This is a genomic window from Achromobacter sp. 77 (assembly GCF_020541125.1).
Classification (GTDB): domain Bacteria; phylum Pseudomonadota; class Gammaproteobacteria; order Burkholderiales; family Burkholderiaceae_B; genus Achromobacter; species Achromobacter mucicolens.
The window spans coordinates 2,990,941-3,006,664 of record NZ_CP059848.1 but is presented as its reverse complement, the minus strand read 5'-3'; the positions used below and the strand labels follow the sequence as shown (position 1 = coordinate 3,006,664).

Here is a 15,724-nt window from a genome sequence, read left to right as displayed (position 1 = left end):
GCAGGCTGATGAGGGCGAATAAAAGTGTAGGGAACAAGATCAATAAAGTCACTTTATTCAAACTGCCGTCACGCCTATAGTGCCCGCCAATACCGACAACGACAGGACGGCCGCTCGCCGCGCGAGCGCCCCGAGGAGCCCACATGCCCGATCCGCTGCGCCGCATGCTCAGTCTGCACGACTTCGAAGCCGCCGCCAGAAAGCGGCTGCCCAAACCCATCTATGCGTACGTGTCAGGCGCGGTCGAGGACGGCCATTCGGAACGCGGCAACCGCGACGCGTTTGCCGAATATGGTTTTCTGCCCAAGGTGCTGGTGAACGTGTCCGCGCGAAGCACCCGGTGTACGGTGCTGGGCCGGGAGTTCGCCGCGCCCGTGGGTGTGGCGCCCATGGGCATTTCGGCGATATCCGGTTACCGCGGCGATATCGTGATGGCCAAGGCGGCCGCGGAGGCCGGCGTGCCCTGCATCATGAGCGGTTCGTCGCTGATCCGGCTGGAAACCGTGATGGAGCAGGCGCCGGGCACCTGGTTTCAGGCCTATCTGCCCGGTGACGACGCCCAGATCGCCGCGCTCATCGATCGCGTGGCGGCGTCCGGCGTCGGCACGCTCGTCCTGACGGTCGACACGCCGGTGGCCGCGAATCGCGAGAACAACGTGCGCGCCGGGTTCTCGACGCCGCTGCGGCCAAGCCTGGGCCTGGCGTGGCAGGGGCTGACGCATCCCCGGTGGCTGTTTGGCACGTTCCTGCGCACGTTGTTGCGTCACGGCATGCCGCACTTCGAGAACAACTATGCGACCCGGGGCGCGCCCATCCTGTCGGCCAGCGTGCTGCGCGACTTCTCCGACCGCGGCCACCTGAACTGGGAGCACGTGGCCGCCATCCGCCGGCGCTGGCGGGGGCAGATGGTGCTCAAGGGCGTCTTGCATCCCGACGACGCGCGGACGGCGCTCGCGCTGGGCATGGACGGCATCATCGTGTCCAACCACGGTGGCCGGCAGCTGGACGGCAGCGTGCCGCCGCTGCACGCCTTGCCCGCCATCGTGGACGCGGTGGGCGGCCGCATGGAGGTGATGCTGGACAGCGGCGTGCGCCGCGGAACGGACGTGATCAAGGCGTTGGCGCTGGGCGCGCGCTGCGTGTTCGTGGGGCGCCCGTTCAACTATGCAGCGACGGTCGCGGGGCAGCGCGGCGTGGCGCACGCAATCGCGCTGATCGCCGAGGAAGTCAAGCGCGACATGGGCCTGCTGGGCGTCGTGGATGTCAGGGAATTGAACGCCGAATTCCTGCAACGCGCTTCACGGCTTGCTGGACGCGGCGCGTAAGGCATCCAGGCGCTGGGCCAGCGTGGCGGCCGACAATTCGCCCACGCGCAGGTCCACCATCCGTCCACTGGCATCCAGGAATAGCGTTGCCGGCAGGCCGCGGTTGCTGAGCTGGCGGGACGCGTCGCTGGCCGGGTCCATCAGCACGTTTTGAAGCGCCGGCGCATGCTGACGCAGATATTGCGTGATCTCGGGCGGGGCTTCGCCCTGGTTCAGGAACACGAAGTGCACGTCCGGGTGAGCAGCTTGCGCCGCTTCGAAGGCAGGCATCTCGCGCCGGCACGGCGGGCACCAGCTTGCCCACAGATTGACGACAGTGGGCTTGCCTTGATAGGCGGATAGCGCCACGGGGACGGCGTTCAGGTCCTGCAGGCGAAGCTGCGCGAGCGCCGGCGGCGGTTGATCCGGCGGCGCCAGCAGGCGGCCCCCAGCAAGCCAGGTGGCCGTGGCCAACGCCAGGGCGCCGATGACGGCCGGCCTTGGCACGCCGCGGCGCAGCATGGCCGCCACGGCATAGATCCAGGCGGCCGCCAGACCCCACGTGCCGGCCCAACCGCCGTCGCGCACGTCCAACACGGCCAAGGGGTTCTGCACGAACGGATCCCGGTATTGCCAGACAAAGCCCAGCCGCGCGGCCAGCAGACCCACGATCAGGGCGCCCCACAGCACGCCGGAGACGTCGGCGCGACGGCCATCCCGGCCGGTGCGGTTCAGCAGGTGCGCCGCGAGCAGTCCAACAAGGGCGGCGGCGGCCAGCACGGCGAGTTCGGCGGGGAAAACAAGCGGGCCAAGACGGATGGCGGGCGGCATGCAGGTTCCTGATGGGAGAAGGCCGCCAGCCTAGCACGGCGCGGCCAGCCGGCAGGCTGGCGCGATCCGGCCAGGACCTGCATGGATTCCGTCAAAAGCCAATTTCCCGTTGCAGCGTCGCGACCGCAAGGCGGATGCCGGCGCCGATGAAGCTCTGGCGCCCCGCGCCCAGTTGCGCGGTGCCGTTCAGCTCGCGGTCCATGCCAGGTGCCCCGTCGCAGTCCGCAAAGCGTACCTGCCAGGTTGCGCGCAAAGGCACCAGCCCATGCGTCTTTGCGTCCCGCTCCGCCGGAATCGGACCGCCGTACGTGCTGGCAACGCTGAGCTCATCCAGCGTGGATACGTTGACGGGGTCGATGGCCTGGACGCGGCAGGTGCGGGCGGCCATTTCGGGCAGGCTCGCGACGAACACGGCGGATTGCCCCGGCGCCAGCCGCGCAACCGCTTCTTCTCCCACGTAAGCATTGCCCTTCACGCCATCCGGCGCGACCAGGTCGTACAGCCGTTCTCCGCGTGGCAGCCAAGTGCCTGGCGCCTGTCCTTCACCGTCGGCCTGCACGATGCCGTCGAAAGGGGCGCGCACGCTCAGCTGCGCGATCTGCGCTTGCAGACCCGCCACGGTTTCGCGCGCGGCGGACCATCGGCTTGTCAGCGCCGTGCCTTGCTGGCGCAGGCGGTCGTCGAAGGGTTGCTGTTCGACTTGCCACCGCAACTGCTTTTCTTCGGCCGTGGCGGCCGCGAGCGTGGCCTGCAGGTCGGGAGACACCAGCACGGCCAGGACATCCCCGGCCTGGACGCGCTGGCCGTCGCGAGCGGGCGGCGGGGTGTCGGCCAGATAGCCTGCCGCCACGGTGTACAGCCCTTGCGCCCGCTGCGGTCCCAGCACGGCCGGTGCGCTGACGCCGGCATGCCAGGGCACGACAAAGAATGCCACGACCGCCGCGCCCAGCAGCGCACTGCGCACCGTCTGGAAATTCCAGTGCAGGTCCTCACGACGCGAACCGATCGCCTTGACCTCGTTCCACACGGGGCGCAGGATGAACCACCACAACTCGACGCAGAACAACAGCATGCCGAGGACTTTGAAAAAGGCGTGATAAACGATCAGCGCAATCGCCATGAACACCATCAGGCGATATAGCCAGGTGGCGAACGAAAAGGCGACCAGGAAGCGTCGTCGCTGCGTGCTGCACGGTTCGGGCTGCGGATCGCCCAGTCCGAACAGCCGCTCGCGCAGCCACCAGCGGCCCATGGCAAAAGCGCGGTCATGCAGGTTTGGCATCTCCAGCCAATCCGACAGCAGGAAGTAGCCGTCAAAGCGCATGAACGGGCTGGCGTTGATCGCCAACGTGGCCACCCACGTCGTGGTGGCAAGCAGGAAAGCGCCGGACCGTAGCGGGCCGTCCGGCAGCAGGCTCCACGACAGCGTGGCGAAGGCGGCGAGCGCCAGTTCGCTCAGCATGCCGGCCGCACCGATCTGAAGGCGTTCGCGTCGGCCCTGTACCTTCCACGCCTCGGTGGTGTCGGTGTACAGCATCGGAAACATCACCAGCAGCGCCACGCCCATCGTCGGTACCCGGCATCCATGGCGTTGCGCCGTATAGGCATGCGCCAGTTCGTGCAGGATCTTGGCAAATCCGAGGGCGATGCCTACGCCGATCAGGCCGCGCCAGTCGGCGTAGCCCTGGAAGGTGTGCAGGAATTCGTCCCAGCGCCGCGAGGCCAGGACCAGGCCGACGAGCGCAACGGCCGCGACCAGCCACCAGAACGCCGGGCGGAAGGCGAACGACACATGGCGCGCGGTGGCGCGCAGGAAACCCATCGGATGCCATAGCGGAATCCGGATCATCAGGTAGTGCTTGAGCAGCCACATCGCTCGCGAAGTCTGCTGCGCGGCCTCGTGCTGTTGCAGCCGCTCGGTGTCGGCGCTGGTTTCGGACACCAGCAGGTTCTGCTGGCGCAGCATGCGTGCCAGCGCCTCCAGGTCGTCCAGCGTGACGGTCAGCGTGGTGTCGCGGTTGACGGCGTTCACAATGGCCTGCGCATCGTCCAGGGGCCAGCGCGACAGGATTTCGAACGCGGGCCAGCCGATCTGGAAAAAGCGGTTAGCGGCGGGGTCATGCAGCATCCAGGTCGGTGCGCCATCGGGCGTGGCGGCGCCCGGCGTCAGCGTCAGTTCCTGGCGGAGTTGAGGAAGGCGGGCCATGGTGACAGCGGCGCTACCAGCCCAGCCACTGGCGGGCCTGGGTCAGCGGGCGGCGCAGCACGTAATAAATGGCCGGCACCCACGAGCCCTGGATGCGGGCCGTCCCCATGGAGCCCAGCGGCGGCTGCGTGCCGTCGGCATGCAGGCTGGCGCGCACCCGATAGGCCAACACCCCATCGGGCGTGGGTTCGGCGCGCCAGGCCACTGATTCGATTTGCGCGTCGTAGCTCGACAGCGGTGAACTCTTGGGATAGAACGTCAGCGGCGTGCCGGGTTGCACGTCGATGTTGTCGGCCACCGGCAGCCAGGCGGTCACCTGCACGCGTGCGGGATCAGCCAGCAGCAGAATCTTCTCGCCCACCGCCACGGCCTTGCCGGTCCATTCGTTGGGGTCGCTGAAGATCGCCACGCCCGCGCGCGGCGCGTTGACATTCACACGCGCCAACTGGCGCGCGGTGTAGTCCAGCTCGACGCGGCTTTGGTCGAGCTTGCCCTGGCGTTCCACCATGTCCAGACGGGTTCGGTCGTCGGTGACGGCTAGCTGGGCCGTCTGCCGGTACTCCTCTTGCGCGGTGGCGAAATTCTTGTCGGCCAGCGCATGGCGCGAGCGCAGCGTGGTGGCGTCCAGGCTCAGCAGCGGGGTTCCGCTATCGACGGCCTGGTTCGGCTTGATGTGCAGCTGGTCGATGACGCCGTCCAGCGGCGAACGGACCACGTAGGCGTCTTGCGGGGTGACGTCCGCCGGGGCCAGCACCGTCAGCCGCACCGGGATCAGGCACAAGCCTGCAAGGGCAAGCAGCACCCGCCGTTGCGTACGGCCGGGACGCAGCGCGCTGCGCGCGCGGGCGCGCCAGGTGGCGCGCGGCGCGAAGGCTTCGAAGCCATGCGCCCAGACCTGGCCCAGTTCGGCCAGCAGCACCGAATCCACCGGGGACCAGGCCTGTTCGCGCGCGAACACCACGCCACCCAGGGGCCGGCCCGTGCGGTCGGCTAGCGGCAGCCATGCGGCGTGCGCCGGCCACCAGGCACTCCATTCGTCGGCCAGGTGCGGCGCATCGGCGCGCAGGTCTTCGGCGGTGAACGTGCGCACCTGCGGGCGGCGGGGCAGGACGGGGGCCGGCTGGCCTTGCACCTTGGCGGTGTCCGGCGGCGTGGAGCGAGGTCCACGGGCCAACACCTTGCACACCGCGCTCAGCCACTGCACGTAGGGAGCGTTGGGATCGCTCTGCGGAAGGCCCGAGACCGCCGCAATATGACCCGGCGCGTCGCCGCGCCACCAGGCGGCCTGCCGATACGGCACCAGCCCCAGGGTTTCATTGACCAGGGTGAAGCCCAGCGTCTTCTCACTGGCGGCCGCGCGTGCGCGGGACGATAGCTGCCATAGCAGCGCGAACTGCCTGCCGTCCAGCCGGACCTGTTGCGTGGCGTCGTTCGCCGTCTGTGATGCGGTCATGCCGTTACCGTGTTGCCGTCAGCGTGCGAAGGTCGTCCAGCCGCTCATGCCGGGCAAGAGCTCGGCCGCGCCCGTCGTCAAGGCAGCCGTCACGTCAACGGTCTGCGTGACCGGATCGACCCGGGCGCCGATGCGCGCCACCTTGGCGGGATAGGCTTTGCCGGACTCGTCGACCTGCACGCTCAGCGCGTGGCCGGCCTTCAGCCAGACCAGCCACTTGGACGGCACGATCATCTTCAATTCCAGATGGCTGGTGTCGACGATCGTCAGCAGGGGCTTGCCCGGCTCGGCAAATTGCTGCGGCGACGCGCTGCGCTTGGAGACCCGGCCATCGAAGGGCGCGGCGATGGCACACTTGCGCACGGTCGCCTGCATGTAGGCAACGTCCGCGGAACTGGAATTGTGCTTGGCCTGAGCCTGCTGCACCTCCAGGTCGCCGATCGAGTTCGTGGCGCGCAGCTTGCGGTTCACGGCGAGCAGTTCGCCTGCGCCCGCGGCGTCGGCCTGGGCCTTGCGCAGTTGGGCGTTGAACAGCGAGCAATCCAGTGTGACCAGCATGTCGCCGGCGCGGAACATGTCGCCGTCGCGGTAAGGCAGCGATGCGATCTTGGCCGAGATTTCGCTCGAGACCTCGACCTGGTCGCGGGCCACCAGCTGAACGCGGATCTTCGAGCCCGGTTCGTCGGCCGCCGGTGCCGCGGCGGGCGCCACGGCATCCGGCGCGGCCAGCGCCAGTCGCGTGGCAAGCAGCAACGCGGCCGCGCCAACCGCCCGGCCGTGAAAAAAGTGCGTCATTTCTGAAGGGTCCCGGGCATCGCGGTGGCAGGCGCCGCGGCGGCCAGCGCGGACTTTTGCGCAGCGGCCGCCGTATCGGCGCCGGGGGCATCCGCGCCGCGCGCCAGCGCGCCCCATCGCTTCTGCTCCTGGGCGATCGATGCTTCCACCGATGCCAGATCGTTGCTCGCCAGCTTCTCGCCCAACGGGTCCAGGCCAAGCGTGGCCAGCATCTGGCCGTAAGCGCTTTCCAGCTCGCCATAGCTTTGGTACACGCGCAGCTCGGACATCATTGCCGCCGTGGCCGCGCGAATCTCGTCCAGTTTGCCCTGCGCCGTGGCGACGGTGGCATTGTGGGTGTGCGTGAGAAGCTGCTGATCGACGTCGTTGGCCTGCTTGTACAGATCGAACTGGCGGGTCTTGGCGGCAAGCTGGCTGCGCGACAGGTGCACCTGCGACAGCACGGCCATGCTCAGCGCCATGCGCTGCGCCTGGGCCACATCCAGTTGGGCCTGCGCCGCGCCGCGGATGTTGCCCGCGTTCAATGCGTTCAACAGGTTCCAGCTGATGCTGACGCCGGCGGACTGCCAGGTGTTGTAAACCAGGAAGCTGTTGCTGTCGTAATGCGTTCCCAGGCTCAGCTCGATGCCAGGCAACAGCTTGGCAATGGCCTTGTGCGTTTCATTTACGCTGATGCGTTCGTTGTAGCTGGCCTCGACCAGCTCGGGACGGCGCTGCAGCGCCATGTCTTCCATCTTGTCCATCGGCATGTCGAATGCCGGCACCTGGAAGCTGTCGCTGCCGGCCAGCGTGAAGTCTGAGCTGGGGTCCAGGTTCATCAGCGCGGCCAGGCGCGGCTTGGCTTCTTCCAGCTGGGTGCGTACCACTTCCAGCTGGCGCATCAGGTCCAGCAGGATGCGCTGGTAGGTCAGCGTGGTGATCGGCGAGCGCAGACCCTGCGCCTGCTCGCGGCGCGAGTCTTCCAACGCCACGCGTGCCTGCTCCAGCAACGGGCCGACGCGGTCGCGCAGGCGTTGTGCGCCCAAGGTCTGCCAGTAGCTTTCACGCACCTGCTGCATGAGAAGCTGCACGACCTTGCGGCGGCGTTGTTCCAGCACCAGCACATGGTCGGCTTGCTGCTTGGCCTCGAAGTAGCTGACGCCGAAGTCCAGAAGGTTCCACGACAGGTTCAGGTCGGCAGTGCGGCTGTTCTGATCGGTCGAAAAGGACGGGATCAGCGACTCTTCGCCGGTATACAGGCCTTCCGAACCGGAGGCCAGCGGGTGGTTGCGGTGGTTGTAGCCCGCCTGCGCGGTCAGCTTGGGAAGCAGGTTGAAGTTGGACAGGTCAAGTTGCCGCTGCGACAGCGCCTCTTCCATCATCTTCAGGCGATGGTCCAGGTTATAGCGGACCGCGCGCGCCATGGCCTGGTCCAGCGTGATGGGACCGCTGACGGGCTCTTGCTGGTCGAACAGTTTGGCGCGCTCGGCACTGGCCGTGGCGGCGCGATCGATCTCCGTGAACGGCTGGGGCTTGATCGCGCAGCCAGTCAGCCAGACCAGGGCGAGGGCGGCGGCGATCAGGGCGGGGCGCGGCACGCGTCCCTGGGGCGTCTTCTTGTTCACGTCGGCGTTTCTCATCGGAGTAAATGCGGGGGTAAGGGCGAAACCTTGGGTCATGACCGGTGCTCGGTTGCAGTGTGGGTGGCCGCAGACGGCGCCGCGTCGTTGTGCGAAATGTGCAGGGCGGCCATCGCGTTGGCGAATTGCGCGGCCAACGAGTCCTTGGCGGCGGGCAACGCGGCGCGGGGCTCGCTGGCGCCGGGGCGGGCCGGGGCGGCCGGCTGGTTGTCCCGGGCCTCGAAGTGCAGGACGAACTCGCGGCTGAAGCCGCCGGCCTGAAGCACGATGCGCAGCTGGTCCACGCCAGCCGGGGGGGTGCCTGTCAGCTCGCCGGAATCGGCGTCGTAGTGCAGCCAGGCCGGTAGCGGGGCGCCGCCGGGCAATCTTGCGGTGGTGATGGAGTGAAGGTCGGCCCGCATCGCCTGCGCATCCATCACGAACGGCATCTTCACGACCACCGAGAACGCAACGCCTGCGACATATCGCTGTGGGATGTCCACGGAAGGCAACGCCTGGACGCGCGAGGTGAAGTCGAGCTCCGGCGGGATGTAACGGAAATCGCCGGCGACTTGCTCGATCTTGGAGACGCCAACCGGGCTGGGCGCCATGCCTGGATTATGGCCTTCTTGCGCAACGAGCGTGTAGAAGGGCGTGCTTGCGTCTCCCACGCGCCCGGTGGGCAATTCAAACACGCCCGTCTCGATGGCCGGCGACTGGGCGGGATTCAGATAGCGCTCGGACGTCTCGCCGTTGTCATCCCGAAGCGCCGTGTCCACATTCTGCTGCGGCTGCGGCAGGATGGGAACGCCAACCTGGCTGGACGCGGACACGCCTTCGATGTGGAGCGTGCGCTGCAGGACTGCGCTCGTTTTGTCGCCATTGGCCACGCTAAACAACAACGTGCGCGTGCCGTCGGTGGATTCGGCTTGCGAGTCGCGGTAGGTGACCGCGGCCAGTGCGGCCTGCCAATGCGCCACCGTCGCTGCGCCATTGACCGAGCGCAGCGTCAGCACGCCCGATGCGGGATCGTAGCTGGCCACGATGTCGCCGGTTTGCGAGGTTGCCGCGAAGCCCAGCACATCGCGTTGCGGATCGAACGTACCGCCGAAGGACACGGTGGCCGAGGTGGGCGGCGTGGCATTGCGGTCGGTCAGCGTAATGCCGGTGCCCACCGCGACGGGGCTGGCATCCTGGCTGGCGGTGTAGACGGGCGAAGCGCTGTCGTCGCTCAGGTGCGGCGTCTGCCGCACTGCGGTGATGGCGACATCGCGCGAGAAGACCGCGCTGGTCTGGGCGCCGTCGTTGACTGCAATGCCGATGCTGCGGGAGGCGGCATCGGGCGTGATGGCGGTGTTGGTGTAGGTGATGGCGCGCAGCGCGGCCTGCCATTGCGCCAGGGTGGCGGTGCCGCCTGCCGAGGTCAGCGTGAGCGTGCCGTGGACGGCATCGTAGGTGGCGGCGATGTTGCCCATCGTCAGGCCGTCGTTGTTAAAGCCAAGCAGGTCCTCGCTGGCAACGAATCCCGCGCCGATCTGGACGGTGGCCGAGGCCAGCGTCGCGTTGTCAGCGTCGGACAGCGCAATGCCGGTGTCGATGGCCACCGGCGTCGAGGCCATGTTGTCGCCCGAAATGAAAGGCGTCGCGCCAGTGCTGCCGGACGAAATCACCGGCGTTTGACCGGTGGCGGTGACGGTGACGTCTCGCGTCAACGTCGCGCTGGACTTGACCCCGTCGTTCACCGCAAAGCTGACGCTGCGGGGGGCGGTATCAGGCGTAATGGCGGCGTTGGTGTAGGTGACGGCGCGCAGCGCGGCCTGCCACTGTGCAAGCGTGGCGGTGCCGCCCGCCGAGTTCAGCATCAGGGTGCCATGAGCCGCATCGTACGTGGCGGCGATGTTGCCCATCGTCAGGCCGTCATTGGCAAAGCCAAGCACGTCCTGGGCGGCATGGAAGCCGGCGCCGATCTGCACGGTGGCCGAGGCCAGCGTCGCGTTATCGAGGTCGGACAGCGCGATCCCGCCGTCCACGGTCACGGGCGTTGAGGCCGTGTTGTCGCCCGAGACGAAGGACGCGGAACCGGTGCTGCCGGAGGAAATCACCGGCGTCTGATCGGTGGCGGTGACGGTGACGTCGCGCGTGAGCGTGGTGCTGCTCTTGATGCCGTCGTTGACCGCAAAGCCGATGCTGCGGGTGACGGTATCTGGCGTAACGGCCGTGTTGCGATAGGTGACGGCGCGCAGCGCAGCCTGCCATTGCGCTAGCGTGGCGGTGCCTCCGGCCGAGGTCAGCGTCAGCGTGCCGTTGACCGCGTCGTAGGCCGCGACGATATTGCCCATCGTCACGCCGTCGTTGGCGAACGCAAGCACGTCCTGGCCGGCATGAAAGCCGGCGCCGATCTGCACGGTGGCCGAGGCCAGCGTCGCGTTGTCCAGGTCGGACAATGCGATGCCGCCGTCCACGGTCACGGGCGTCGAAGCCGTGTTGTCACCTGCCACGAAAGATGCCGCACCGGTGCTGCCGGACGAGATCAACGGCGTCTGGTCAGTGGCCGTCACCGTGATGGCGCGCGTCAGGACGTTGCTGAACTGCGGGCCGGCATTGACGGCAAAACTGATCGTGCGCGTCGCCGTGTTGGGCGAGACCCGGGTGTCGGCGTAGGTGATCGAGCGTAACGCGGCCTGCCATTGCGCCAGCGTGGCGGTGCCGCTCGCCGAGTTCAGGGTAAGCACGCCGGTCAGCACGTTGTAACTGCCGGTGATGTCGCCCATGGTCAGGCCGTTGTTGACGAACGACAGAACGTCTTCGGCGGAATGCAGATTTCCCGTGATGGCGACGACGGCCGAGTCGACGACGTTGCCCAGCGGGGAGGCAAGGAGCAGGCCGCCATCGATGACGACCGGGCTGGACGACGTATTGTCACCCGCCACGAACGAGACGGGGCCCGTGCTGGGGCTGGACAATGCGGGCGCCGAACTGATGACGTCAACGGTGTAGGACAGCGGCGCGCTGGTCTTGACGCCGTCGCTGATGGTGAATTCGACTGTGCGCGCACCCAGCGGCGCGCTGGCCGCGGCCGAGAAGTGGATGTTGGCCAGCAGCGATTGCCACTGCGCGAGCGTGCCGCCGGTGGATGCGATGGTCAGCTTGCCCACGGCGGCATCATAGGTAACGGCCATCCCATTCGTCAGCGTCGATGGCGGCAGGTCGAAGTTCAGGATGTCGCCCTGCTGCAGGCCCGCCGTAATCCGCGCTTCCAGTGTCATCGCGACGAGCGAAGCTCCCGCGACATTGCGGTCCGTCAGCGTCAGGCCGCTGTCGATGATTTTTCCGCTTTGGCCCGGCAGGTAGGTCACGGTGTCGCCCGAGCTGCCCAGCACGGGCGTCTGATGGGTGGCGATGACGATGATGGCCTTGTCGGAGATGCCGCTCGACTTGGCGCCGTCGTTGACCGAGAAGGAAATGGTGCGGTCGAAGGTCTGCGGTACGGCCGACGTGGCGGCATAAGTGACCGAGCGCAGCGCGCCCTGCCATTGCGCGGTGGTGGAGCCGCCGGCCGAGGTCAGCGTCAACGTGCCCGTTGCGGCATCGAAAATCGCCTGGATGTCGCCAAACGAGCCGCTGCCCATCGCCAGCACGTCCTCGCCCATCTGGTAATTGCCCGTAATCCTTACCGTGGCCGAGACCATGGTCGGTGTGTCCGGATCGCTTAGCGTCAGCGACGCGTCGATCACGATGGGCGTGGACGGCGCGTTGTCGGCCGATGTGAAGGTTGAGCTGCCGCCGCTGTTCGTAAGCACTGGCGACTGATCAACCCGCTCGACATCGATCGTGCGCTGGATAATGGCGCTGACCTTGAAGCCGTCGGTGATGGCGAAGTTGATGGTGCGCTGTGTCGTGCTGGGCACCGCCGCAATGTCCGTGAACCGGATGGAACGCAGCGCGGATTGCCATTGCGCCAGCGTGGCCGAGCCGTTGCTGGAAGTCAGCACAAGCACGCCGGACGAATAGGACCCGGTAATGTTGCCCATCGTCGCGCCGTCGTTGGTAAACAGCAGCGCGTCGCCGTTGCTGTCATAACCGCTGGCGATCACGACGTTGGCCTGCGTCAGGGTGGCGCTGTCGAGGTCGCTGACCATGATGCCAGCATCGATCACGATGGCGGTACCGGGCGCGTTGTCGCCTTGTGTGAAGGTAACGCTGCCCGCCGAGCCGGACAGGATAGGGGTTTGCGTGGAGGCCGTAACCGTTATCGATGACTGGGCGGCCGCGCTGATCTTTGTGCCGTCGCTGACACTGAAACTGACGGTGCGCGTGGCGGTGGTCGGCACGACCGCGGTCGAGGTGAACGTGATTGCCTGGAGCGCGTTTTGCCACTGGGCCAGCGTTGCCGTGCTGCCGTTGGAGTTCAACGTCAATACGCCATTGACGTAGGTAGCAAAGATGTTGCCGTACAGGGCCGAATTATTGTTGACGAAACGCAGGAGGTCGGTTGGCTGGTAGTTGCCGGAAATGGTGACGACAGCCTGCTGCAGCGGGCCGCCGTCCGCATCGCTGACGGTAATGGCGCTGTTGACGACCACGGGCGTGGAGGCCGAGTTGTCGCCGGATACAAAATGGGCAGTGTTGCCGCTGTTGCCCAGCAATGGGGTCTGGTCGGTCGCTGTCACGGTCACCGAGCGCGCGGCGACGGCGCTGGTCTGCGTGCCATCGCTGATCTGGAAGCTGACCGTGCGCGTGGCGCTGCTGGGCACGACCAGATCATTGGTGAAGCGGATGGATCGCAAGGCGGTCTGCCATTGCGCCAGCGAGGCGCCGCCGGCGGAGGTCAGCGTCAGGACGCCCGTGCCACTGTCGTAGACGCCGGAAATGTCGCCCGACGTTGCCGGATTGCCGATAAAGACGAGTTCGTCGTGATTCACCTGGAAATTGCCGGTGATCGCGACGGTCGCGCTGGCCAACGTGGCGCTGTTGCCGCCGCTGAGCGTGAGGCCCGCGTCGACGGCGACGGGCGTGGAGATGGTGTTGTCGCCGCTGGTGAACGACGCGGAGCCGGCACCGGGGATGACAGCCAGCGGCGTTTCAACCTGGACGCTGTGATGCAGCAGCGCGCTGGTGCTGGCACTGTCCCGCACCGAGAATGTGATGTCGCGCATGCCGGCGGATGTCGAGGCGCCAGCCGAGAACGTCACGGCCCGCAGTGCGTTCTGCCACTGGGCTACGGTGGCGTTGTCGGACACGGAAGTCAAGGACAAGGTTCTCGTCGCCGAGTCGTAGCTCCCGATGATGTCGCCGTACAGGGACACACTGGAGTTATTGAACGACAGGGTATCGCCCGCGACGTAGCCGGCAGAAATCGTCACGGTCCCGGCCGGCAGCTTCAGGCTGTCCGCGTCGCTGACGCTTATGGTGCTATTGACGGCGATGCCTGCAGAGCCCGCCACGTAGTTGGTGTTGGCGGGCGAGCCGTCGCTGACGAGTGGCGTCTGGGGCGTTTCCGTGATCGTGATATTGCGGGTGGCAACATCGCTGTCGTTCTGTCCGTCACTGAACGAAAAAGCGATCGACCGAGTGGTGTCCGAGAGGCTGGGCGAGGCCATCGTGCTGGAAAACGTGACTGACCGCAGCGCGGCTTGCCATTGCGCGAGGCTTGCGCTGCCGGTCAGCTGGAGCTCGCCGACGCTTGCGTTGTAGCTGCCTGAGATGCCGTTTTGCGCCGTGAATCCCAGTTGATCGCCGACGACAAAATTGGTGATCCGTACCGTCGCCGAGATAGCAGTGGACGTTCCGCTCAGCGTCAGGCCCGGATCGATGGCGACCGCTGTGCCGCCTACGCCGTTATTGGCCGATGACCACGCCGCATTGCCGGGGCTGGTGGTGACGAACGCGCCCACTTCGATATAAGCCAGGTTGTCCAGGGAGGGTTCGAAGGCGCCGGTATCGTTCTGGTCGATCAGTGAAAACGAGACGATGTTGTCGAACGCCGAACCCAGCTGGTTCTGGTTCGATACCGTACCCACGAATCCGCCTACCGTAGCCGTCGCCAACTGGATCAGTGCGCTGTGCGATCCATCCTTGTAGTTAGCCTGGATGTACAGGTCTCCATTGAAGGAACTGAGATCGAAGCCTTGCAGCGAAAATGTGTGGCCGTTGGCTAGCGAGATCGTCACGCTTCTCATGACTGAGGCGCCGTCGGCGTTGAGCATCAGCACGCCGTCAGTCGGGCCATCGGTAATATCGGTCGGCCCGTTCGGGCTATTGCTGTCGTTGTAGGCGAAGGAATTGGTCGCCCGGTCAAACGTGTACGTAATGCCATTCAGCGTAAATTGCGACTGGCCAACGGCAGAAAAATTGTTGGAAGCGGCGGTATCGTAGGTTTCGGTCGTAACCGCGAGCAGCCCGCCGTACTGCGCCAGCGCGATCGGCGATGCGTTCAACGTGGCTTGAACGTCGCCCGCGTGATACTCGAGTGTCCAGTCCCCGCCCCGCGTCGCGGCGCCCGTGGCGTCGGTCGATGCCGCGACGTCCAGGTGCGAGAGGTCGGCGATCTGGCGCACCAACGCCTGCCCATCGGCCTGCTGTGCGATGTCGCATCCGTAGATCAGGAAATCGCCGCCCGGGTTCATCGCCGCGCCGATCCGCGCCAGGTCGGCGCTGTGCGCCGCCAGCGAGGAGGCGGTCAGCCAGGTCGAACCGGCCTGGATCGCGCCGTTGGAACCGTGCGAAATCAGGCTGATCGCGTCCACGCCGGGATGCGATTGGAGATATTGCGCAATCTGGGCAAAGCCGTCGGATCGGGCATCCAGCACGACATATTGCGTGCCAGGAGCCAGCCCGTCGATCAGGGTCTGATACTTTTCGACACTGGGATCGATGAACACCACCTGCGATTGCAGGCTCGACACCGCGATGCCGTCGGCGGCCGCCTGCTGGTCTTGTTGCTGCCTGTCGGCGGTCTGGGTTCCGTCCTGGGCAGTCTGGCGGCCCGCCGACTGGGCCTGGGCGGCGGCGGGTGGGGGCGTATCCGAGGCTCGGGGCTGACCGGCCGAAACGGCTGGCGGCGTGGCGTTAGCTTGGGAAGGGGCGTCGGCCTGAGGTTCGCCGGCGCGATGGATCTCGGGCGCGGGATCGGCCTGGTGGGGTTGCGCGGAGAGCGCCGCCACCGAAGCGTCATAGACGATGCGAGGCTCCAGCGCCATCAGCAGGGGAGACGCCGCCACGGCGGGGCGGGGGCGGTTGGCGCCGTTCAGGCTGCCCGCCAACCATTGTTTGACCTTCTTCATGACCTGCTTCTCCATGCCGCCAGCGGCTGTCGCCGTAAACGAGCCTGGAGACCCAGGGTGTCGAAGTCCGCAATATTCGGGGCGTTGTATCGCGATCTTACAACTTAATGTGTCAATAGTGACGAGTATTAACATTATTTTTCTCGTCCGTTACTTAACCGCCTCAGACGCGCGCCGGCATTCGTTGGGGGTTCGAAACGCAACCACTGCAGAAACGTCGGCGACCGCCCGCCGGCGCTTCCCGCCAGGAACGC

The 15,724-nt window shown here is 66.7% G+C and carries 7 protein-coding genes; 1 reads left to right on the top strand and 6 read right to left on the bottom strand.

Annotation, left to right across the window (positions count from 1 at the left end):
* Positions 1-143 precede the first annotated feature (143 nt).
* Positions 144-1,325 (top strand): alpha-hydroxy acid oxidase, encoded by a 1,182-nt coding sequence (locus H4P35_RS13900; protein ID WP_226845937.1) that lies wholly within the window; start codon positions 144-146, stop codon positions 1,323-1,325.
* Here the strand turns inward: H4P35_RS13900 and H4P35_RS13895 are convergent.
* The 6 genes from H4P35_RS13895 to H4P35_RS13870 all read right to left on the bottom strand — a co-directional run bounded on the left by H4P35_RS13895 (position 1,299) and on the right by H4P35_RS13870 (position 15,470).
* On the bottom strand, positions 1,299-2,135 hold the full coding sequence (locus H4P35_RS13895; protein ID WP_152384527.1) for a TlpA disulfide reductase family protein: 837 nt from the start codon (positions 2,133-2,135) through the stop codon (positions 1,299-1,301). The genes H4P35_RS13900 and H4P35_RS13895 overlap by 27 nt on opposite strands.
* 91 nt (positions 2,136-2,226) lie before the next feature.
* Positions 2,227-4,341, bottom strand: coding sequence for an HlyD family efflux transporter periplasmic adaptor subunit (locus tag H4P35_RS13890; RefSeq protein ID WP_226845935.1), 2,115 nt, complete (start codon positions 4,339-4,341; stop codon positions 2,227-2,229).
* Positions 4,342-4,354: 13 nt separating this feature from the next.
* Positions 4,355-5,794, bottom strand: a complete 1,440-nt coding sequence (locus H4P35_RS13885) for an efflux RND transporter periplasmic adaptor subunit (protein WP_226845933.1) — start codon at positions 5,792-5,794, stop codon at positions 4,355-4,357.
* Between the two features lie 18 nt (positions 5,795-5,812).
* Positions 5,813-6,589 carry an efflux RND transporter periplasmic adaptor subunit gene (locus H4P35_RS13880; RefSeq protein WP_226845931.1) on the bottom strand — a complete coding sequence of 259 codons (777 nt, stop codon included), beginning with the start codon at positions 6,587-6,589 and terminating at the stop codon, positions 5,813-5,815.
* Positions 6,586-8,208, bottom strand: coding sequence for a TolC family protein (locus tag H4P35_RS13875; RefSeq protein WP_226845929.1), 1,623 nt, complete (start codon positions 8,206-8,208; stop codon positions 6,586-6,588). The genes H4P35_RS13880 and H4P35_RS13875 overlap by 4 nt, the downstream gene beginning before the upstream one ends.
* Positions 8,209-8,243: 35 nt before the next feature.
* Complete coding sequence (locus tag H4P35_RS13870) at positions 8,244-15,470, bottom strand: DUF4347 domain-containing protein (protein ID WP_226845927.1); 7,227 nt, start codon at positions 15,468-15,470, stop codon at positions 8,244-8,246.
* Positions 15,471-15,724: the final 254 nt, after the last annotated feature.

Excerpts from the sequence above, each read along its gene's own strand:
- H4P35_RS13900 (WP_226845937.1), top strand. The coding sequence starts at position 144 with ATGCCCGATCCGCTGCGCCGCATGCTCAGTCTGCACGACTTCGAAGCC.
- H4P35_RS13895 (WP_152384527.1), bottom strand. The coding sequence starts at position 2,135 with ATGCCGCCCGCCATCCGTCTTGGCCCGCTTGTTTTCCCCGCCGAACTC.
- H4P35_RS13890 (WP_226845935.1), bottom strand. The coding sequence starts at position 4,341 with ATGGCCCGCCTTCCTCAACTCCGCCAGGAACTGACGCTGACGCCGGGC.
- H4P35_RS13885 (WP_226845933.1), bottom strand. The coding sequence starts at position 5,794 with ATGACCGCATCACAGACGGCGAACGACGCCACGCAACAGGTCCGGCTG.
- H4P35_RS13880 (WP_226845931.1), bottom strand. The coding sequence starts at position 6,589 with ATGACGCACTTTTTTCACGGCCGGGCGGTTGGCGCGGCCGCGTTGCTG.
- H4P35_RS13875 (WP_226845929.1), bottom strand. The coding sequence starts at position 8,208 with ATGAGAAACGCCGACGTGAACAAGAAGACGCCCCAGGGACGCGTGCCG.
- H4P35_RS13870 (WP_226845927.1), bottom strand. The coding sequence starts at position 15,470 with ATGAAGAAGGTCAAACAATGGTTGGCGGGCAGCCTGAACGGCGCCAAC.